The organism is Amycolatopsis sp. NPDC023774 (assembly GCF_040639695.1).
GTDB lineage: Bacteria > Actinomycetota > Actinomycetes > Mycobacteriales > Pseudonocardiaceae > Amycolatopsis.
Genome location: NZ_JBFAAJ010000017.1, coordinates 15,336 through 35,113 on the forward strand (window position 1 = coordinate 15,336; position 19,778 = coordinate 35,113).

16 protein-coding genes and 1 riboswitch are annotated in these 19,778 nt (G+C 72.9%); of the genes, 3 read left to right on the forward strand and 13 right to left on the reverse strand.

Annotated features, from left to right (window positions below; translation table 11 throughout):
* Positions 1–106 precede the first annotated feature (106 nt).
* On the forward strand, positions 107–1,135 hold the full coding sequence (locus AB0F91_RS29025) for an AsnC family protein (RefSeq protein ID WP_360602455.1): 1,029 nt from the start codon (positions 107–109) through the stop codon (positions 1,133–1,135).
* Here the strand turns inward: AB0F91_RS29025 and AB0F91_RS29030 are convergent.
* From AB0F91_RS29030 to AB0F91_RS29060, 7 genes are all read right to left on the reverse strand, one after another.
* Complete coding sequence (locus tag AB0F91_RS29030) at positions 1,132–2,061, reverse strand: RluA family pseudouridine synthase (protein WP_360602457.1); 930 nt, start codon at positions 2,059–2,061, stop codon at positions 1,132–1,134. The two genes, AB0F91_RS29025 and AB0F91_RS29030, sit on opposite strands and share 4 nt — an antisense overlap.
* Positions 2,058–2,627 (reverse strand): signal peptidase II, encoded by a 570-nt coding sequence (gene lspA / locus AB0F91_RS29035; protein ID WP_360602734.1) that lies wholly within the window; start codon positions 2,625–2,627, stop codon positions 2,058–2,060. The genes AB0F91_RS29030 and lspA overlap by 4 nt, the downstream gene beginning before the upstream one ends.
* Positions 2,628–2,738: 111 nt before the next feature.
* A complete protein-coding gene (locus AB0F91_RS29040) occupies positions 2,739–2,930 on the reverse strand; it encodes a hypothetical protein (RefSeq protein WP_360602459.1) in 192 nt (63 codons plus the stop codon).
* Positions 2,891–3,367 carry a hypothetical protein gene (locus tag AB0F91_RS29045; RefSeq protein ID WP_360602461.1) on the reverse strand — a complete coding sequence of 159 codons (477 nt, stop codon included), beginning with the start codon at positions 3,365–3,367 and terminating at the stop codon, positions 2,891–2,893. Before AB0F91_RS29045 ends, AB0F91_RS29040 begins: the two co-directional genes overlap by 40 nt.
* Positions 3,368–3,389: 22 nt before the next feature.
* The gene (locus AB0F91_RS29050; protein WP_360602463.1) at positions 3,390–4,733 is read right to left on the reverse strand and encodes an aminotransferase class V-fold PLP-dependent enzyme; all 1,344 of its coding nucleotides are present in this window, start codon (positions 4,731–4,733) and stop codon (positions 3,390–3,392) included.
* Between the two features lie 39 nt (positions 4,734–4,772).
* A riboswitch (SAM riboswitch) is annotated at positions 4,773–4,887 on the reverse strand.
* Between the two features lie 79 nt (positions 4,888–4,966).
* Positions 4,967–5,788: a phosphoenolpyruvate hydrolase family protein gene (locus AB0F91_RS29055; RefSeq protein WP_360602465.1), complete on the reverse strand. Its 822-nt coding sequence runs from the start codon at positions 5,786–5,788 to the stop codon at positions 4,967–4,969.
* Between the two features lies 1 nt (position 5,789).
* Complete coding sequence (locus AB0F91_RS29060; RefSeq protein ID WP_360602467.1) at positions 5,790–7,001, reverse strand: Tm-1-like ATP-binding domain-containing protein; 1,212 nt, start codon at positions 6,999–7,001, stop codon at positions 5,790–5,792.
* 85 nt (positions 7,002–7,086) lie between these two features.
* Here AB0F91_RS29060 and AB0F91_RS29065 point away from each other — a divergent pair, with 85 nt between their 5' ends.
* Positions 7,087–8,457, forward strand: a complete 1,371-nt coding sequence (locus AB0F91_RS29065; RefSeq protein WP_360602469.1) for a PLP-dependent aminotransferase family protein — start codon at positions 7,087–7,089, stop codon at positions 8,455–8,457.
* A gap of 1 nt (position 8,458) precedes the next feature.
* Here AB0F91_RS29065 and AB0F91_RS29070 read toward each other — a convergent pair whose 3' ends face one another.
* The 5 genes from AB0F91_RS29070 to AB0F91_RS29090 form a co-directional block, all read right to left on the reverse strand.
* Positions 8,459–9,937, reverse strand: coding sequence for a potassium/proton antiporter (locus AB0F91_RS29070; RefSeq protein WP_360602471.1), 1,479 nt, complete (start codon positions 9,935–9,937; stop codon positions 8,459–8,461).
* Positions 9,938–10,072: 135 nt separating this feature from the next.
* Positions 10,073–10,828 (reverse strand): helix-turn-helix domain-containing protein, encoded by a 756-nt coding sequence (locus tag AB0F91_RS29075; RefSeq protein WP_360602473.1) that lies wholly within the window; start codon positions 10,826–10,828, stop codon positions 10,073–10,075.
* 43 nt (positions 10,829–10,871) lie between these two features.
* Positions 10,872–12,512, reverse strand: a complete 1,641-nt coding sequence (locus AB0F91_RS29080; RefSeq protein ID WP_360602475.1) for a penicillin-binding transpeptidase domain-containing protein — start codon at positions 12,510–12,512, stop codon at positions 10,872–10,874.
* A 240-nt stretch (positions 12,513–12,752) separates the two neighbouring features.
* Positions 12,753–15,932 (reverse strand): isoleucine--tRNA ligase, encoded by a 3,180-nt coding sequence (ileS, locus tag AB0F91_RS29085; RefSeq protein WP_360602477.1) that lies wholly within the window; start codon positions 15,930–15,932, stop codon positions 12,753–12,755.
* 460 nt (positions 15,933–16,392) lie between these two features.
* On the reverse strand, positions 16,393–17,733 hold the full coding sequence (locus AB0F91_RS29090; RefSeq protein ID WP_360602479.1) for an MFS transporter: 1,341 nt from the start codon (positions 17,731–17,733) through the stop codon (positions 16,393–16,395).
* 66 nt (positions 17,734–17,799) lie between these two features.
* Between AB0F91_RS29090 and AB0F91_RS29095 the strand changes: the two genes are divergently transcribed.
* A complete protein-coding gene (locus AB0F91_RS29095) occupies positions 17,800–18,537 on the forward strand; it encodes a metalloregulator ArsR/SmtB family transcription factor (RefSeq protein ID WP_360602481.1) in 738 nt (245 codons plus the stop codon).
* Positions 18,538–18,551: 14 nt separating this feature from the next.
* On the opposite strand, the gene AB0F91_RS29100 is transcribed toward AB0F91_RS29095, so the two are convergent.
* Positions 18,552–19,271: a hypothetical protein gene (locus tag AB0F91_RS29100; protein WP_360602483.1), complete on the reverse strand. Its 720-nt coding sequence runs from the start codon at positions 19,269–19,271 to the stop codon at positions 18,552–18,554.
* Positions 19,272–19,778 lie beyond the last annotated feature (507 nt).

Below are 19,778 nucleotides of genomic sequence, written 5' to 3' on the forward strand. Positions count from 1 at the left end.
GTTCCTGATGCCCAGAGCACCGAAACCGGGCTCCGACCACCGGACCGGGCGACTCCGGCCCCCGCCTTGCCGCGGCCGGAGTCGCCCGGACGGTAGCGTTCCCCGCGTGGCCGTGACCGATCCCGCCGATGTCCGCCTGCTCGCCGCCCTCGCCGAGCTGGGCAAAACGGCCGTGCACGACCTCGCCGCGAAGGTGGGCATGGATCCGCGTGAAGTCGCCTACCGCCTGGTTGCCTTGTCCGGCAGCGGGTTGCCGCTGCTCGTGGGCGTCGAGAGCGATCCGGCCGGGCTGCGGGCGGCGATCGCGGGAGCGCCGCCGTCGTGGCAGCAGGCCCAGCCGCCCTCGGGGGCGATGCCCGTCGCCGCGCCCGGCGGACGGCCCGGCCCGGGCCTGCCGGCCGGAGCGGGCCCGGGGATGCCGACGGAACAAGGGTTTCCGGCCGCGGCTCCGCCGAGCGCCCCCGTTCCGCGGCCGGGGAACGGACCCGGAACGCCGGGTGCCCCGTCCGTCCACGGTGGACCGTCCGGACCCGTGCACGGCGTGCCGTCCGGGCCGTACGGCGTGCCCTCGGGTCCCTACGGCCTGCCGTCGGGCGCGCACCCGGCCGTGCCGGGACCACCGCCGCTCGACCCCGCGCTGAGCACGTGGGGCGTGCCGCAGACCGCGTCCTGGGCCCGCGGTGACGAGCCGCGCCGCGCGGGCCCCGCCGAGGGCAGACACGGCCGGATCGGCGAGACACTGCCGACGCAGGGGCTCGAAGGCGAGCAGCTCACCGTGCAGCTGCTGGAGGTGCAGGACCCGGCCGACTATCTGTTCGGCGCCGCCGGCTACCGGCTCGACGCCGGCGAGCGGGCGGTGGTCGTGCACACCGAGATCACCAACCGCGGCAACGTGCCCTTCGCGTCGCTGCCGGACAACTACCTCGAGCTCGTCACGGCCGACGGCACGACGGTCGCCAAGGCGCCCGTGTCGCTGACCTCCCGGCCGCCGCACAAGATCGGCGTGCGGCCCGGCGAGACGCTCGGCGGCCACACCGTTTACGTCCTCCCGGACGCGACGCGTGTGGTCTCGGTGCGCTGGAGCCCCCGCCCGGAGCCGGACGACCGCACACTGATCTGGGCCGTCGAGGGCTAGTAGCTCTCCTCGCACAGGATCTCCAGCGCGCGGGCGAGGTCGTCGGGGTACTCCGCCTCGAACTCGACCCAGCGGCCGTCGGCCGGGTGCGCGAAGCCGAGGGTGCGGGCGTGCAGCCACTGCCGCGTGAGGCCGAGGTGGCGCGCCAGCACCGGGTCGGCGCCGTAGGTCAGGTCGCCCACGCACGGGTGGCGCAGCGCGGAGAAGTGCACGCGGATCTGGTGCGTGCGGCCCGTCTCGAGCTTCACGTGGGCCAGCGACGCGGCTCGGAACGCCTCCACCACCTCGTAGTGCGTCACGCTCGGGCGCCCGCCCGCGACCACGGCGAACTTGTAGTCGTGGCGCGGGTGGCGGTCGATCGGCGCGTCGATGGTGCCGCGCGTCGGGTCCGGGTGGCCCTGGACCACGGCGTGGTAGCCCTTGTCGACCGTGCGCTCCTTGAACGCGCGCTTGAGCACCGTGTACGCGTGCTCGCTCTTGGCCACCACCATCACACCGGTGGTGCCCGCGTCGAGCCGGTGCACCACGCCCTGGCGCTCGGCGGCGCCCGACGTCGAGATGCGCAGGCCCGCGGCGGCGAGCCCGCCGACGACCGTCGGCCCGGTCCAGCCGGGGCTGGGGTGCACCGCGACGCCCACCGGCTTGGAGATCACCACGATGTCGTCGTCGTCGTGGAGGATCTTCATGCCCGCCACGGGCTCGGCGATGACCTGGATCGGGGACTCCGGCTCCGGCAGCGTCACTTCGAGCAGGCCACCGGCGGTCAGGCGGTCGGACTTGCCGGCGGGCCGGCCGTCCACCAGCACGTCACCGGCCTCGGCGAGCTCCGCAACGACCGTGCGGGACAGGCCCAGCAGCTTGGCGAGGCCGGCGTCGACGCGCATGCCGTCGAGCCCGTCGGGGACGGGCAGCAGGCGCGCGGTCACGCGGTCTCCTTCTTGCTGTTCTTGTCACGGGTCGAGGTGCCGTCGTAGTCCTTGCCCAGCAGCGACAGCAGGACGATGAGCACGCCGCCGCAGCAGATCGCGGAGTCGGCGATGTTGAAGATCGCGAAGCCCTCGCCGTTGGGGGCGAAGGCCGAGATGAAGTCGATGACGTGGCCGCGCAGCGGGCCGGGGGCCCGGAAGATGCGGTCGGTGAGGTTGCCGAGCGCGCCCGCGAGCACCAGGCCGAGGCCGATGGCCCAGCCGACGCTGCGCAGCCGTCGCGAGAGCCAGATGATGGCGACGGCCACGGCCGCCGCGACCAGTGCGAGCACCCACGTCATGCCCGTGGCCATCGAGAACGCGGCGCCGGGGTTGCGGATCACCTGCAAGTAGATGAGGCCGCCGAGGATGCGCACGGGCTCCTTGCCTTCGAGGTTGGCCGCCACGAGGTTCTTCGACACCAGGTCGATCGCCCAGATCAGGGCCGCGACCGCGAACACCAGCCCGACCCGGCGCTTGGGCAGCACCACGGGCGCCTTCTCGGCGGCGGGCTCCTCGGGAGCCACGTCGCCGGTCACCGCCGGTTCGGGGGCATCGGCGGGCTTCGCGCCTTCGGACAGGCCGGGTTCGGACGAGGAGGACTCGGTGCTCACATCCCCATTGTCCACGCCCCGGGCTCACCCGGTCGCGGCGGCAGGCCGTGACCGCCACTTCGCGGGTCCGGCGACCACGGCGAACGCCGTCGCCAGCAGCATCGCGCCCGACGGCACAACTCCGCCGAGACCGGGCAGCACCACGGCCGCTACCAGGGCGAAGACCACCGCGACCACTAGCACGACGGCGCTGCGCTCGTACCACGCGAGCACCACCAGCCCCAGCGTCGCCAGCGCGGGTCCGCGCACGTCGGGCGTCGAGGTCGAGCCAGCCGAACGCGACCAGGTCCAGCACCGGCACGGGGAGCACGCCCCCGGCGAGGAGGGCGGCGAACCGGCCGGTGCTCGAGGCGGCCCCGGCGCGCGTACCCGGCCAGGACGAGCGCCACCACCACAGCGAGCGCGATCGGCCAGCCGAGCGCCGTCGCGTACGTCGACGGAAGCAACGGCACCTGGTCCTGCGTGAGGAACTGCAGGCCGCCGGGACCGGGGCCGAGCAGTCCTCCCGGAACCCGGTGCACCGGACCCGAGTACAGGTCGACGAACACGCCGTGCGCCCCGTGCTCGGCGGTCACGAGCTGCACCGCGGCCAGGATCAGCTCGGCGAAACCCAGCACCGCCAACGGAACCCAGAACCCCCACGCTCTCCCCATGCGGGGAGCCTAGCGAGCGGGCTCAGGCGCAGAACGGCGGAAGCTCCCGCGGGTCCCCCACCGGCGCCCAGCGGCCGTCGACCTTCGTGTACTCCCAGCGGGCGCCGCGGGCGACGATCTGGCGCAGCGCGAGCACGAGGCGGTCCACGTGCTCCTCGGTGCTGCCCAGGCCGAGGCTCACGCGCACGGCCTGCTGCCCGTCGCGGCCGCACTCGCCGATGAGGCGCTTGGTGGCGACGTGGGCGCAGAACGCGCCGTCGCGAACACCGATGCCGTATTCGGCCGAGAGGACCGCGGCGAGCCAGCCGGGTTCGAAGCCGTCGACGACGAAGCTCACCGTGCCCACGCGGTCCACCGGCGCGTCGAACAGGCGCAGCTCGGCGCAGCCGGGCACACCGGCCAGGCCCTTGCGCAGCCGTTCCAGCAGCGTGGCCTCGTGCTCGCCCACGGCGGCCCAGTTCGCGGCCAGCCGCTCGCACGCGACGCCGAGCGCGTACACGCCGACAGTGTTCGGCGAGCCGGCCTCGTGCCGCTCGGCGCCGGTGTTCCACACCACGGCCTCGGGGGTCACGAGCTTCGTCGCTCCCCCGCCGGCGAGGTACGGTTCGGCGGCGCGCAGCCAGTCGGACCGGCCGATGAGCGCACCGGCCCCGAAGGGCGCGTAGAGCTTGTGCCCCGAGAGGGCGACGTAGTCGACGTCCAGCTCCCGCAGGGAGATCCGGCGGTGCGGTGCGAGCTGCGCGGCGTCCAGCGCCACGCGGGCGCCGTGCTTCCGGGCCACGGCGGCGATCTCGGCCACCGGCAGCAGCTCACCGGTCACGTTGGACGCTCCGGTCACCACCACGAGCCGCGGCCCCTCGGGGCAGGCGGCGAGCGCTTCGTCCACAACGGACACCGCGGCCAGGCGCGTGCGCGGCAGCTGCACGCGGCGCACATTCGGGCCCCGCCAAGGCAGCAGGGCCGCGTGGTGCTCGGTGTCGAACACGACCACGGACGTGCGCCGCGGCAGCGATCGCGCCAGCAGGTTGAAGGAATCCGTGGTGTTGCGCGTGAACACGACGGTGTCGGTGGCGCGCGCGTCGACGAACCGGCGCAGGATGTCGCGCGTGCGCTCGTAAAGGCGCGTGGATACCTGCGAAGCGAAGCCCGCGCCGCGGTGCACGCTGGCGTACCAGGGCAGGAACTCGTCGACCGCGGAGCGGACCGCGTCGAGACACGGCGCGCTCGCCGCGTGGTCGAGGTTCGCGTAGCCGATCTCGCCGCCGGTCACCAGCGGCACTCGCAGCGCCGCGCCCGCGACGCCGGGAATGCCCTGCGGCGCAACGGGTTCGGTGTTTGCAGCGGTACGGTCCAGAGCGAGTGTCATGGCGGTGCCTCCTCGGCAGTCCGGGGGACCCCGGCGAGGGGCCCGCGCTTGCCTGCCGCACAACGCGACCGGCCCGGTCTTCACCCGGGGCACCCCACCGCGGTAGGAGGGTTGCCGGCCAGCAAGCCGGGGCTGAACGCTGGCACTCATGACCTGTTGATGAAGGTAGCCGAACGACGCCCGGTGACGCCAGAGGTGTCCCGCGAGCTGAGACGGCGCTCACAGACCGGCGATCACCGCCGCAGCGCGCGGAAGGCCTCCGTCTGCTCGCGGATCGCGCGCTCGGCCGGGAGCCGTTCGATCGAGGAAGCGCCGAAGAAACCGACGATCCCCTCAGTGCGGTCGAGCACGTACTGCGCGTCCGCGGGCTCGGCGATCGGGCCGCCGTGGCACAGCACAAGCACGTCCGGGTTCACCCGCTTGGCCGCGTCGTGCATCACCTGCACACGGGTGACGGCCTCGTCGAGCGTGACGGCCGTCCGCGCGCCGATCGTGCCGCTGGTGGTGAGCCCGAGGTGCGGCACGAGCACGTCGGCTCCCGCGCGGGTCATGTCGGCGGCCTGCTCGGGGTCGAACACGTACGGCGCGGTCAGCAGATCGCGTTCGCGGGCCAGCGCGACGAGGTCGACCTCCAGGCCGTAGCCCATGCCGGTCTCTTCGAGGTTCTGGCGGAACACACCGTCGATCAGCCCGACGGTCGGGAAGTTCTGCACGCCGGCGAACCCCATCCGCTTGAGCTCGTCGAGGAACGGGCCCATCAGGCGGAACGGGTCGGTGCCGTTGACCCCGGCCAGCACCGGTGTGTCGCGCACGACCGGGAGCACCTCGCGCGCCATGTCCACGACGATGCCGTTGGCGTCGCCGTAGGCCAGCAGCCCGGCGAGCGACCCGCGGCCGGCCATGCGGTAGCGGCCGGAGTTGTAGATGATCAGCAGGTCGATGCCGCCCGCCTCGGCGGCCTTGGCGGACAGGCCGGTGCCCGCGCCGCCACCGATCACAGGCCGGCCTTCGGCCACCGCGGCGGTGAGCCGGGCGAGCGCTCGTTCGCGGTCCACGTCAGGACCTCCCTTCCCCGATGAGCCGGTGCAGTTCCCGCGCGGCGGCCGCACCGAACCCGGCGTCGTTGATGGCTTCTTCGCGCCGTGTCACGGTCGCCGTGCCACCGGACAGCGCTTCCGTGAGGTGGGCGAACAGCTCGGCGTCGGCCGCCGGGTCGTGGAACGGGCCGTCCGGAACGTCCACAGCGGACACTCCGCCGAGCGGCAGGAACACCGAGACGGGCCCTTGCGCCGCCCGGAGTTTGCGTCCGAGCAGCGTGCCCAGCCGAGCGGACTCCTCCGGGGTCGTCCGCATCAGCGTGACGGTCGGGTTGTGCACCAGCAGGTTCCGGTCCGCGAACCGCTCGGGCACGGTGTCGGCCGGGCCGAAGTTGACCATGTCGAGCGCGCCGACGCTGACGACCTGCGGCAGGCCCGCGCGCCCGGCCGCCTCCAGCCGGTGCGGGCCCGCGGAGAGCACGCCGCCGACGAGCTCGTCGGCCAGCTCCGTCGTGGTCAGGTCGAGGACACCGGCGAGCAGGCCGTCGGTCACGAGCTTCTCCATCGCGCGGCCGCCGGAGCCGGTCGCGTGGAACACGAGCACCTCGTAGCCGAGCTGTTCCAGCTCGGCGCGGGCCTCGTCGGCGGCGGGTGTGGTGACGCCGAACATCGTCACCGCGACCACGGGCCGATCGGTGGTTTCGCGGCCGGTGTCGTGGTGGCGGGCCATGGCGGCGATCGCGGCCGCCGCGTTGCCCAGCACGGTCTTCGACACCGCGTTGAGCCCCGCGATGTCGACCACGGAGTACATCAGCGTCACGTCGGTCTCGCCCACGTACGGGCGGACGTCGCCGGACGCCATGGTGGAGACCAGCAGCTTCGGCACGCCCACCGGCAGCTCGCGCATCACCGCCGCCGCGATCGAGGACCCGCCCGAGCCGCCGACCGCCAGGACGGCGTCGACGCGGCCCTCGTCGAACAGCCGCCGGACGGTCACCGCCGCACCGCGCGCCATCGTCTCCACGGCTTGCCCGCGATCGCGGGAGAGCGAAGCGAGGTCGACGCCCGCGGCGCGGGCCACCTCGTCGGCCGGCACGTCGGCTCCGTCCGACCGGACTGAACCGGCGTCCACCAGCAGCGTGTGCACGCCGTCGACTTCGAGGCGGGTGCGCAGCCAGTCGTATTCGGCGTGTTTCGTGTCGAGGGTGCCGACGAGGCAGACCGTGGCCATGTCCGCCATCGTCGCCCCGGCCCGGGCGCGGCCGCTGGGCCAGTTCGCCGGAAGTGGTCCAAACTGGCTGGTGAAGGAGGCGCCCATGCACCGGGTCACGGCCGCCGAACTGGTTCGGCTGCTCGGCGCCTGGCGCGGCGGCGCCCCCACGCTCCCCGCCGCGCTCGCCGCCACACTGGCCGAGCTGGTCGACTCCGCCGTGCTGCCCGAAGCCGCGGTCCTGCCCGCGCAACGGCCGCTCGCGCGAGCGCTGGGCGTCTCCCGGGGCACGGTGACCTCGGCGTACGACCAGCTGGCGGCCGGCGGGCGGCTCACGGCCGAGGCCGGCTCCGGTTCGCGGGTGCGCCGGCGCCAGCCCGGTGGCCCGGGCGTGCCGGGTGGCCGGCTCGTTTCGTTCACCGGCTCGGCCGCCCCGGCCGACCTGTCGAGCGGTGCCCTGCCCGGCTCGGCCCTGACCGCGGACGCGCTGGCCGCGCTCGGCCCCGCCGACCTGGAGCCCTACCTCGGCACCGACGGCTACTTCCCCGCCGGCATCCCACGGCTGCGGGCCACGATCGCCCGGCTGCTCACCGACGACGGCGTGCCCACCGCCCCGGAGCAGGTCCTGGTGACCGCGGGCGCCCAGCAGGCCGTGTGGCTCGTGGCGAACACGCTGGTCACGGCGGGCGACCTGGTCGTGGTCGAGGAACCGAGCTACCGCGGCGCGCTCGAAGCGTTCGCCGGGGCCGGGACCCGGCTGCGGGGCATCCGCTGGACCGCCGACGGGATCGACCGCGACCAGCTGCGAGCGGCGCTGCGCCGCTCCCCCGCGCTGCTGTACTGCCAGCCGTCCGTGCACAACCCGACCGGTGAGCGCATGCCCGCGCCCGCGCGGCGCGAGCTCGGGAAGCTGATCACCGCCGCCGGCCTGCGCACGGTGGAGGACCGCAGCAGCGCCGACCTGGCGTTCCGCGGACCGGCACCGGGGCTGGCCGCGCACGTGCCGCCGGAGCTGCTGGTGAGCATCGGCACCGCGTCGAAGCTGTTCTGGGGCGGCGTGCGGATCGGGTGGATCCGCGCGGACGCGCCGACGGTCGCGCGGCTGACCGAGGCTCGCAAGGCGATCGACCTCGGCTGCTCGGTCGTCGACCAGCTGCTGGCCGCCGGGTTGCTGCGCCGTGTCGCGGAGGCCCGCGAGGCGCGGCGCGCTCTGCTCGCCGCGCGCTGGGAGTCCACTGTGGACGTGCTCGGCCGCGTGTTCCCGCACTGGCGCTGGACGACGCCGGCCGGCGGTACCGGACTGTGGGCCGACACCGGCGAAGACGCCGTGCGCCTGGCGCAGCGCGCCCTCGTCGCCGGGGTGAAACTGGCGCCAGGGCCCGCGTTTTCGGTCTACGACGGCTTCCGGACCCACCTGCGGCTGCCGCTGTGGCACGCGCCGCGGAACCTGGAGCCCGTGCTCGCCTCGCTGCGGTGACTCAGCGGCCCAGCTCACCGCGCCAGCGCGCGAGCCGCCCGGCCCGGTCGACAGCGCGGATCCGGCGCTCGGTCGCGTCGCGGACCCCGGCAGTGGTGACCACCAGCAGCTGGTCGTCCTCCTGCAGGCGGCTGGTCTTCTGCGGCGTGAACCCGGAGCCGTGACGGACCACCAGGCTCACGGTGGCGCCGGCCGGAAGGCCGAGCTCGGAGATGTACACGCCGTGCAGCTTCGAGCCCTTCCGGATGCGCACCTGCAGCAGCTCGGCGCCGAGCTCGTCGAGCGGGGCGGCGTCGACCTCGATCTCCTGGGCCTCGGCGCTCTTCGTGAGCCCGAGCCCGCGCGCGAACGGCCCGAGCGTCGCCCCCTGCAGCAGCGTGAGCACGATGACCAGCACGAACACGGCGTCGACGAGCCGTTGCGCGCCGGGCAGGCCCTGCGAGAGCGGGATCATCGCGAGCACGATCGGCACGGCTCCGCGCAGGCCCGCCCACGAGAGGAAGGTCTGCTCCCGCCACGGCAGCCGGAACGGCAGCAGCGAGATCACCACCGACAGCGGCCGCGCGAGCAGCAGCACCACCGCGCCCGCGACGAGGCCGGGCACCAGTGCCTCCAGCAGCCGGCTCGGCGACGCGAAGAGCCCGAGCAGCACGAACAGTCCGATCTGCGCGAGCCAGCCGAGGCCTTCGGCGAACGAGAGTGTGTCGGAGCGGTGCGGCAGCTTGGAGTTGCCCAGCACCAGCCCCGCGACGTACGTAGCGAGCAGCCCGGACGCGTGGGCCAGCTGGCCGGAGGAGTACGCGAGGATGCACACGGCCACCGTCGCCAGCGGGTAGAGGCCGGTGGCCGGCAGCGCCGCCCGGCGCAGCGCCATCGCGCCCAGCCAGCCGAACAGCAAGCCGAGGACGAGCCCGGCGGCGAGCTCGTAAACAACCAACAGCGGCAGGGTCCAGTCCACTGTGGCACCCGACGCGAGCGCGATCACCGCGATGTACGCGGGCGCGTCGTTGACGCCGGACTCCAGCTCCAGCGCGCCGACGAGCTTCGGGCGCAGCCCCACCGAACGCAGCACCGAGAACACCGCCGCCGCGTCGGTCGACGCCAGCACCGAACCCCACAGCAGCGCGAGCCGCCAGTCGAGCCCGAGCAGCCAGTGCAGCGCCGCGCCGGTCACCGCAATGCTCACGACCACGGCCACTGTGGACAGCAGGATCCCTGGCCCCAGCGAGGGTTTCACGGCCTGCCACCGCGTGGTGAGCCCGCCTTCGGTGAGGATCATGACGAGCGCGGCGAGCCCGAGCGACTGCGTCAGGCCGGGGTTGTCGAACTGGATACCGATGCCCGATTCGCCCAACGCCACGCCGATGCCGAGGTACAGCAGCAGCGAGGGCAGGCCCAGCCGGATCGACACGCGCACGGCGACCACCGACGCGAGCAGCACCACTCCGCCGACGCCGAGCACCAGGGGAAGCTGGTTCATCTCCGCCCCTCCCGGTCGCCGTGGGCTTCCAGAATAGTGAGACGGGGGCGTTCACTCGTTCGTGCACCGCTGGACAACTCGGACAAGTGGTGTGTTATCAATCCGGCCCAAGGCAGGCGGGCTCGCGACCGGACTTCACCGATTCGTGCAACCATTCCCGCCGTGACTGTGGTCGGATGGATGACCAACGGCGCTGCAGGACACTCGGCTGCCACCCAGTGTCGCCAGATCGACACCGAGCGCCGCGAACGGATTCTCCCCGGCCGGCCTCAACCGCACCGCGCGCTGCCGGTCCCGGGTCACCCACCCCGCGTCGACGGCCCGCGCCAGGATCGCCGCGGGCACGGCGCCGGCGAGGTGGTCGCGCCGCTCCGTCCAATCCAGACAGTCGCGCAGCAGCGGGCGCCGCCCGCGCTCCGGCACGGCGACACCGAGCTCGCCGAGCACCTCGCGCCCGGCCGCGGTCAGCGTCAGGCCGTCGCCGGTGTCGACGATCCCCTTCGCGATCAAACCCTCCCGCAGCGCCACACCGACGGTGCCCGCGAGGTGGTCGTAGCAGCTGCGCGCGAAACTCAGCCGCTGCGTGCGCAGCGTTGCCTTCAGCCCGACCGGTTCGCGATGCTCGGCGTGCTGCGCCAGGTGCTCGACGAGCTCGGCCACGCGCGGGTCGGCAATGCGGACGTACGCGTGCCGGCCCTGCTTCACCCGGGCGACGAACCCGGCGTCGTGCAGCCGGGTGACGTGTTCGCTGGCGGTCGACACCGCGATCCGCGCCGCCGCGGCCAGTTCCCCGATCGTCCAGGCGCGCCCGTCCAGCAAGGCGAGGCACATCGTCGCCCGGCTCGGGTCGGCGAGCACCGCGGCCACCTCGGCCAGCGCGACGGTCTCCATGCCCCCACCGTAGGAGCCCGACGCTTCGGCCGGCGCCGAAGCGCTACTTCACGCCGGCGAGGAACTTCGCGCCGAGCGTCACGGCCGGGCCGGAGTCGTTGCCGCCCTCCAGGAACACGCAGAACGCGACGTCGCCGCGGTAGCCCACGAACCAGCCGTGCGCCTCGGCGCCGTCACCGAACTGCGCGGTGCCGGTCTTGCCGTACACGGTGCCCGAGCGCGCCAGGCCGGTCGCGGTGCCGCCCGTGACGACCTCGCGCATCATCGCGCGCACCGAGGCCAGCACGCTCGCCGGCGGCGCTCGGTAGCCCTCGTTCACAGTCGTGGCCGACGAAGCGTCCAGCCACAGCTTCGGCGTCACCGCCTTGCCCGCGGCCACCGTCGCGGCCATCACCGCCTCGCCGAAGGGACTCACCTGCACCGTGCCCTGGCCGATGCCCTCCTCCACCTGCTCGTCGGCGCTGCCGGCGGCACCGACCTTGCCCATCTCGGTGGTGAGGCCGGGGATGTCGAAGTCGGCGTTGAGGCCGTACTGGCTCGCGGCGCCGGCGAGCGCGTCCGGCGGCAGCTGCGAGGCGAGCTGGCCGAAGGAGGTGTTGCACGAATGCGCGAACGCGCGGTGCACCGTGGTGGTGCCGAGGTCGAAGCCCTCGTTGGAGATCGTGCGGGTGCCGATCCGCGCCGTGAGCGGGCACGCCACCTGCGAGTCCTTCGTGACGATGCCGGCTTCCAGTGCCGCCGTCGCGGTCGCGATCTTGAACGTCGAACCCGGCGCGTACAGGCCGTGCAGCGCCGAGGGGCTCGTGCCCGCCGCGGCGTTCTGCGCCACCGCCAGCACCCCGCCGTTGGACGGCTGGATCGCCACGATCACGGCCTTGCCGCGGTAGGAGTCGACGGCCGCCTGGGCCGCGTTCTGCACGGAGATGCTCACCGTGGACTTCACCGCCTGCTGCCCGCTCTCGGTCTTGCCGAAGAGCGTCTCCAGCGCCTTGCCCGAGGTGTCGACCCGCTGGACCGCGAAGGTGTCGGACGGCGACGAAGTGCCCTGCCCGGTCAGCGCCTGCGTCAGCAGCGGGAACTTCGCGGCGGGATCGAGGTGTGTGCCGCCCGGCCCGCTGATGACCACCGGCTTGCCGTCGCGGTCCACCACCACGGCTTCGTCGGCCGGCGCGGTCGCGATCACGAGCCGCTGCCCGGCCTGCAGCTTCGGGTGCAGCGCGGCGGGGGTCCAGTGCACGCGCCAGCTGTCGCCGGAGTGCACGAGGTCGAGGCTGCCGTCGTACGACCAGACGTGGCCGGGGCCGAGGTCCCAGGTCAGGGTGTACGCGGCGGTGGTCTTGGCCGCGCCCGCGGCGGGCTCGGCCACCTTGCCCAGCTTGGCCTGCAGCCCGGTCGGTTTGAGCGTGTACCAGGCGTCGCGCAGTGCGGCGGCCGCGTCGTGCGGGTTGTCGGTGAGCAGGCTGGCCTCGTCGGTCTGCTCGGCCGCGACGTCCTTCAGGTAGAGCTGCGCTGCCGACGTCGGATCCGGGGCGACCGGCCCCGCCGCGGCCGAGGTCGCGGTCGGCTCGGCCGCCGCCTCGGGCGCCGGCGAACCGCCGGTCAGCAGCACCACCGCCACGGCGACGATCGCGACCATCACGACCGCGCCACCGATGAGGACGGCTCTCTTTCCGGCAGGACTCACTTGCGACTCTCCCCCCAGGCCCGTGCGGCGTGCGCGCACCCGGCCCAGCTTGCCCATCGCTGGCGGGCAAGGGGCGTTACCAACCCGGCCAAAAGCAGGCGGACACCCAGGTGCGCGCGACCATCTCAAGCAACAGTTTCCGCCATGGCTGTGGTCGGCTTGGCGACAATCGGCGCAGTACAGGTGAGAAAGCGGCCTTCCCGACGCCGATTCGTGATCAACGCCGGGAAGGCCGGTTCGCTACGCCTTCTCGACCGCCGCGCAGACCTTCACACCGTCACCGACAGTGCCCTCGAAGCCGTCGGGAGCGTCGCCGTAGGTCACGGAGGTCGCCAGCGTTTCCGAGGCCACGAACTCCTCGAACTTGCGCACCGCGGCCACGACCTCCTCCGGCGCCTCGATCGTGAGCGCGATACGGTCGGACACGTCGAGGCCGGCCTCGCGGCGGGCCTGCTGCACCACGCGCACCAGGTCACGGGCGACGCCCTCGTCGGCCAGATCCGCCGTGACCTCGGTGTCGAGCTGCACCAGCCCGCTCCCGCCCGGCAGCTCGGCGGCCGCGCCGCCGTCCTTCGCCACGAGACGCCGCTCGTACTCGCCTTCGAGCAGCTCGACCCCGGCGGCCACCACGGCGCCGCCCGGGTTCGTGGTCCAGTCGCCGGCCTTCACGGCCTTGATGACCTTCTGCACGTCCTTGCCCAGCCGTGGCCCGGCCGCCCGCGCGTTCACGGCGACCTCGAACGAGCCGTGCGCCGCGACGTCAGTGGTCAGCTCCACCGACTTCACGTTCACCTCGTCGCGCAGGATGTCGGTGAACTCGCGCAGCGCCTCCACGTCCTCCGCCGCGACCAGCAGCTTCGCCAGCGGCAGCCGCACACGCAGCTTGTTGGACTTGCGCAGCGAGAGCGCCGTCGACGCCACTTGCCGCACGCGGTCCATGGCCGTGACCAGTGCCGCGTCGGCCGGCAGGTCGAGCGAGCTCGGCCAGTCGGTCAGGTGCACCGACCGGCCGCCGGTGAGGCCGCGCCACACCGTCTCGGTCGTGAGCGGCAGCAGCGGCGCGACGACGCGGGAGGTCACCTCGAGCACCGTGTGCAGCGTGTTTATCGCGTCCTGGTCACCCGCCCAGAAGCGGTCGCGCGAGCGGCGCACGTACCAGTTGGTGAGCACCTCGAGGAAGTCGCGCACGGTCTGGCACGCACCGGCGATGTCGTAGTTGTCCAGCGCGTACTCGACGTCCGTGACGAGCTCGTGGGTCTTCGCGAGCACGTACCGGTCGAGCAGGTGCGTCGAATCCGTCCGCCACTGGCCTTCCACGCCCTCGGCGTTGGCGTAGAGGGCGAGGAAGTAGTACGAGTTCCACAGCGGCAGCACGGCCTGGCGCACGGCGTCGCGGATGCCCCGGTCGGTGACGACGAGGTTGCCGCCGCGCAGGATCGGGGACGCCATGAGGTACCACCGCATGGCGTCGGACCCGTCGCGGTCGAACACCTCGGTCACGTCCGGGTAGTTCCGCAGCGACTTCGACATCTTCTGCCCGTCGGAACCGAGCACGATGCCGTGGCTGATGCAGGTGCGGAACGCGGGCCGGTCGAACAGCGCCGTCGCGAGCACGTGCAGCAGGTAGAACCAGCCGCGCGTCTGCCCGATGTACTCCACGATGAAGTCGCTCGGGTAGTGGTGCTCGAACCACTCGGCGTTCTCGAACGGGTAGTGCACCTGGGCGTAGGGCATCGAACCCGAGTCGAACCACACGTCGAGCACCTCCGGTACCCGGCGCATGGTCGACTTTCCGGTCGGGTCGTCCGGGTTGGGCCGGGTCAGCTCGTCGATGTACGGGCGGTGCAGGTTGTCCAGGCGCACGCCGAAATCGCGCTCCAGCTCGTCGAGCGAGCCGTAGACGTCCGTGCGCGGGTAAGTCGGGTCGTCCGACTGCCACACGGGGATCGGCGAACCCCAGTAGCGGTTGCGGGAGATCGACCAGTCGCGGGCGTTCTCCAGCCACTTGCCGAACTGGCCGTCCTTGACGTTGTCCGGGTACCACGTGATCTGCTGGTTGAGCTCGACCATACGGTCCTTGAACTGCGTCACCGCGACGAACCACGACGACACCGCGCGGTAGATCAGCGGGTTGCGGCAGCGCCAGCAGTGCGGGTACGGGTGCTCGTAGGTCTCGTGACGCAGCAGGATCGGGCCCTGCTGGGCGGCGGAACCCGTGCCGTTCTTGAGGTCGCGGATGATGTTCGGGTTGGCCTCGAACACCTGCTGGCCCTCGTAGTCGGGCACGGTCGCGTCGAAGCGGCCCCGCGCGTCGACCGGGGTGGCCGGCGTGATGCCCGCGGCGTCGGTGACGACCTTGTCCTCTTCACCGTAGGCGGGCGCGATGTGCACGACGCCGGTGCCGTCTTCGGTCGTGACGTAGTCCGCCGACAGGACCCGGTGCGCGTTCTCGCGGCCGAGGAAGTACGGGAACGGTGGGGCGTAACGGTTTCCGAGCAGCTGAGCGCCGGTGTAGTGCGCCACGACCGTCGGCTCTTCGCCGAGCTCGCGCGCGTACGCGCCGACGCGGGCTTCGGCGAGCAGGAACCGCTTGCCGGGGAAGTTCTCGCTCTCCACCACCACATACCGCACCTCGGGGTGCACGGCGGTGGCGAGGTTCGAGGGCAGCGTCCACGGCGTGGTCGTCCAGATGAGCAGGTACGTGCCGTCGAGCTCGTTCCCGTTGCCATCCAAGCGGAACCCGACCGTGACGGCCGGGTCCTGGCGGGTGCGGTAGACGTCGTCGTCCATGCGCAGCTCGTGGTTGGACAACGGCGTCTCGTCCCGCCAGCAGTAGGGCAGCACGCGGTAGCCCTCATACACCAGCCCCTTGTCCCACAGCTGCTTGAACGCCCAGATGACCGACTCCATGTAGGGCAGGTCGAGCGTCTTGTAGTCGTTGTCGAAGTCGACCCAGCGCGCCTGGCGGGTGACGTACTCCTCCCACTCCTTGGTGTAGCGCAGCACGGACTCGCGGGAGGCCTCGTTGAACTTGGCGACCCCCATCGCCTCGATCTCTTCCTTCTCCGTGATGCCCAGCTGGCGCATCGCCTCCAGCTCGGCGGGCAGGCCGTGGGTGTCCCAGCCGAACCGGCGGTCGACGTGCTTGCCCTTCATCGTCTGGTAGCGCGGGACGATGTCCTTCACGTACCCGGTCAGCAGGTGCCCGTAGTGCGGCAGGCCGTTGGCGAACGGCGGGCCGTCGTAGAACACGTACTCGTTGTCGCCGTTCTCGCCGGCCGGGCGCGCGGCGATCGAGGCCTGGAACGTCCGGTCCGTCTCCCAGTACTCGAGCACGCGCTGCTCCAGCGCGGGAAACGACGGCTGCGACGGGACCGCGGTGTCTCCGGTCTCTCCGTCGAGCTGGGCCTTCGGGTACATCGGGGTGCGCTCCTTGCGTTCGTCGCTCGCGTACGGACGACCGGCGCCTACCGGTCACCCACACGGGGACGAGACGCTCACGCGTCACGCGGTACCACCCCGCTTGCCCGGCGATCTCGCTGCCGGGCCACTCGTTCGTCGGCTGTGACGGGCCGCCCCGTCCGGGTCTACTGGGGACGCGTGCGCCCTGTTCTTCCGGAGGCTCCCCGGTGATGGCCGGATCGACGCCTTGCTGGTACCAGGTTAGCCCGGGTGCGCAACCGCGTTTGCGGTGGCCCGGGTCCGGTCGTCACCGGTGTGCGCGGCGGCCGCGGACGTACGCGGTCCAGTAGAGCACAGCACTGGGCGTGTTCAAGACCGTGAGGACGATGCAGAGCCACGCCAAGAGAGGTGACAGGTCAGGGATCAGGGACAACATGCACAGCCAGCCAGCTCAAGACGTGCCCCGACTCCTCGGGGGTCAACCTGCTCCAGTCGCACCGGCGCGGGTCCGGGGTCCGGTCGTCACGGCGGCGAGGGCCGCCGCGGCGAGCCACAGCGCGGCGGCGGCGACGCCGAGGGTGTGGAGGCCGTGGACGAAGGCCGGGTGGTTCGCCGGATCTCCCGCGACGGCGCCGAAAACGGCGACGCCGAGGGCTCCGGCGGCTTGGCGGGCGGCGTTGTTGATCCCGCCCGCGACGCCCGCGCGGTCGCGGGGCGCGTCGGTGACGGCGGCCGTGACGACGGCGGCGGTGAGCAGGCCCATGCCGGCACCGAGACCGAGGAGCGCGGGCAGAAGGGTGGGGTAGGCAGTTGCCGTGTCCACGCGCAGGAGTGCGCCGAGGCCGACTGCGCCGAGAAGGAGTCCGGCGATGATCGACGGGCGGGGGCCGAGTTTCGCGGTGAGGCGGCCGCTGAGCGGGCCGAGCAGGACGAGGGGCAGGAAGAGCGGGAGCAGGGCGAGTCCTGCGTCGATCGGTGTCAGGTGCAGCACCCTCTGCAGGTAAAGAGTGAAGACGAGGACCGTGCCGAGGCCGACGAAGTTCATGGCGGCGGAGACGATGGTGGCGCCGGCGGTGCGGCGGGATTCGAGCAGGGCCAAGGGCAGCATCGGGTCGGCGGAGCGGTGCTCGATGACGAGGAAGGTCGCGGCCGCTGCCACGGCGATGACGGCGGCGACGGGCCGGTGGCCGATGACAGCGTAGACGCCGGCGCCGAGGGCGAGGGCGGCCGTGGCGGCGCCGGGCACGTCGACGCGGCCGGCTGCGCGGGCACCGGGTTCGACCATCTTTCGGACGGCGAGCGCCGCTGCCACGACGATCGGCACGTTGAGCAGGAAGACGGACCGCCAGCCGGCGAGGGAGACGAGCGCCCCGCCGAGCAGCGGGCCGGCGGGCAAGGCGAGCGCTGACACGCCGGCCCAGACGCCGAGTGCGCGGGCTCTGCTGCTCGGATCCGGGCAGCTTCGGTTGATCACGGCGAGCGTGCCGGGCAGCAGCAGCGCGGCGCCGATCCCCTGGCCGGCCCGCGCCGCGATCAGCCAGGACGCGGACCGGGCGAACCCGCACGCGGCGGACGCGGCGCCGAACCCCACCAGCCCTGTGAGCACCACCCCGCGGTGGCCGAGGACGTCGCCGAGCGCCCCGCCCACGAGCAGCAGCGCGGCGAGGACCACGGAGTAGCCGTCGACGACCCATTGCAGTGCGGTGAGTCCTGCGTGGAGCTGCTCGCCGAGGGTGGGGAGGGCGACGTTGACGACGGTGACGTCGAGCTGCACCAGGAACATCCCGGTGCACAGGGTGATCAGGAGCGCCGGTCTCATGCTCCCCAGTGCACTTCGCGGACGCTTCCGTCGCGGTGGAAGTGTCGCGGGTGCACCCTGGAGGTCGTGGACGGAGACGCCGACATCGCCGCGACCGCGGCCCTCTTCGCCGACCCGGCGCGGGTGCGCGTGCTGCTCGCCCTGGGCGACGGCCGCGCGCTGGCCGCGTCGGTGCTGGCTGCCGAGGCGGGTCTTTCGGCGCAGGGCGCCAGTTCCCACCTGGCCAAGCTGCTGGACGCTGGGCTCGTCACCGCCGAACGCTCCGGGCGGCACCGCTTCTACCGCCTCGCCGGCCCGGCCCCGGAGGTGCTGGAGACGTTGGCGCGGTTCTCCCCGCCGCGACCGGTCCGTTCGCTGCGCGAAGGCACGCGCGCGGCCGCGTTGCGCTCGGCGCGGACTTGCTACGACCACGTCGCCGGCCGCCTGGGCGTCGCCATCACCGCGGCTCTGGTTTCGCGCGGCGCACTGATCACTGTGGACGGTGACCCGACCACTGCGCGGCGGCCGGGTGACCGGATTTCGGCTCAGCTGCAGGATCATCCGTACGCGTTGGGGCCCGCGGCCTCGGCGGTGTTCGCTTCGTTGGGCGTCGACCTCGAGGCGGCTTCCTCGGCGCGGCGGCCGTTGCTGCGCTTCTGTCTGGATTGGAGCGAACAGCGGCACCACCTGGCCGGTGCTCTCGGTGCGGCTGTGGCCGAGCGGCTGTTGGACGCCGGCTGGCTGCGTCGCCGCACGCAGGCCCACCGCGCGGTCCGGCTGACTCCTGAAGGGAGCGCCGCGCTGGGCGAGATCCTGGGGATCTAGCGGCGCGGCCGGGGTCAGCGGTGCGCGGCGGCGAGGACGGCGTCGGGGCCGCAGCGCGCGCACGGGGTGAAGCCGAGCTGGCGCGCCTCGCCGACGCCGATGGGGATGGTGTCGCGGCCGGAGAGCCAGGGGCAGTCGACGAGGTGGTAGCGGGGGTGCTCGTCGACCACCACGACCTCGTCCTCGAGCTCCTTGACGACCGCGAGGTCCTCCGCGCTCGTGTCTTCCTCGGCGGGCGGTGTTTCGCGGACGGGCGGCGCCTTTTCGGCGGCGGCCGCGGTCGCGGTTGCCGCGGTTTCGGCCGTCGCGGCGTTGGCGGTCGCGGTCTCGGCCTTCGCACTGGTCGCGGTCTCGGTGGAGGTGTCCGCGGCGGCTTCGGCCGACTGAGGCGCGGGCGCGGTTTCGGACTCCGCCTCGGGTGCCGCCTCGATCACGGGCTCGGGCACGTCCGCCGGGTTGCCGAGCTCGCCCCTCGAAGGCAGCAGGGCGGTCTGCTCGGCATCGAAATCCTCGACCTCGGCGGCCTTCTCGCCCGCTCCGGCGTCCTCGACGGCCGGCTCGGCCCCGCCCGGCTCGGCGCGGTTGCGCCGCCGCAGCCAGTCCACGAGCAGGATCAGCCCGGCGAGCACCGACAAGCCGATCGAGACCCACGCCCACAGCGAGCTTGCCGTGATGAGCGCCGTGACGAGCAGCGCGAGCGCCGCCAGCACCAGAACGAGGACGATGTAGAGCACGCTGAATTACAGCACGCGAAACCCGGATCCCGGGTCACGACCCGCCCACGCCGGGTACCGCACCGGCTGCATACCGTGGCCACCCCGTCGTCGCGCCGACCCGCAAGATCCACACCACCCTCAGCGACGACCGCTCAGTCGCCAGGCGGTCGATCAGTGCGCCGAACCGCACAAACCACCGAACCCCGACACCACGAACTGACCGGGCAGGCTTGGTTCCACCTGGTTGCGCGGTCGCTTCCGCCGGGTCGACGCCACGCGGTCGATCGCCCCGCGGCAGTGGCACCGCACCCGCCACGCTCCCGACTTCTCCGCCAGGGCGAGCATGTGGGAGATGCCGGTCGCGATCTGCTCCGGTCCTCACCAGTCGGCCGCGACGGCGGCGACACCAGCCGAGTCGCGCGCACATCCGACCCAGCTCACCCGATCAACCATCCGGCCACGCCGCAACGACCACAGCTCTCGCGCGTCCGCCGCACTCAGGACCATCGAGCGTGTGCCACCGCG

Bases quoted from the DNA above. Each gene is read 5' to 3' on its own strand.
- AB0F91_RS29070 (WP_360602471.1), bottom strand. From the start codon at position 9,937: ATGAACCAGCTTCCCCTGGTGCTCGGCGTCGGCGGAGTGGTGCTGCTC.
- AB0F91_RS29065 (WP_360602469.1), top strand. From the start codon at position 7,087: ATGCACCGGGTCACGGCCGCCGAACTGGTTCGGCTGCTCGGCGCCTGG.
- AB0F91_RS29090 (WP_360602479.1), bottom strand. From the start codon at position 17,733: ATGAGACCGGCGCTCCTGATCACCCTGTGCACCGGGATGTTCCTGGTG.
- AB0F91_RS29050 (WP_360602463.1), bottom strand. From the start codon at position 4,733: ATGACACTCGCTCTGGACCGTACCGCTGCAAACACCGAACCCGTTGCG.
- AB0F91_RS29060 (WP_360602467.1), bottom strand. From the start codon at position 7,001: ATGGCCACGGTCTGCCTCGTCGGCACCCTCGACACGAAACACGCCGAA.
- AB0F91_RS29045 (WP_360602461.1), bottom strand. From the start codon at position 3,367: ATGGGGAGAGCGTGGGGGTTCTGGGTTCCGTTGGCGGTGCTGGGTTTC.
- ileS (WP_360602477.1), bottom strand. From the start codon at position 15,932: ATGTACCCGAAGGCCCAGCTCGACGGAGAGACCGGAGACACCGCGGTC.
- AB0F91_RS29075 (WP_360602473.1), bottom strand. From the start codon at position 10,828: ATGGAGACCGTCGCGCTGGCCGAGGTGGCCGCGGTGCTCGCCGACCCG.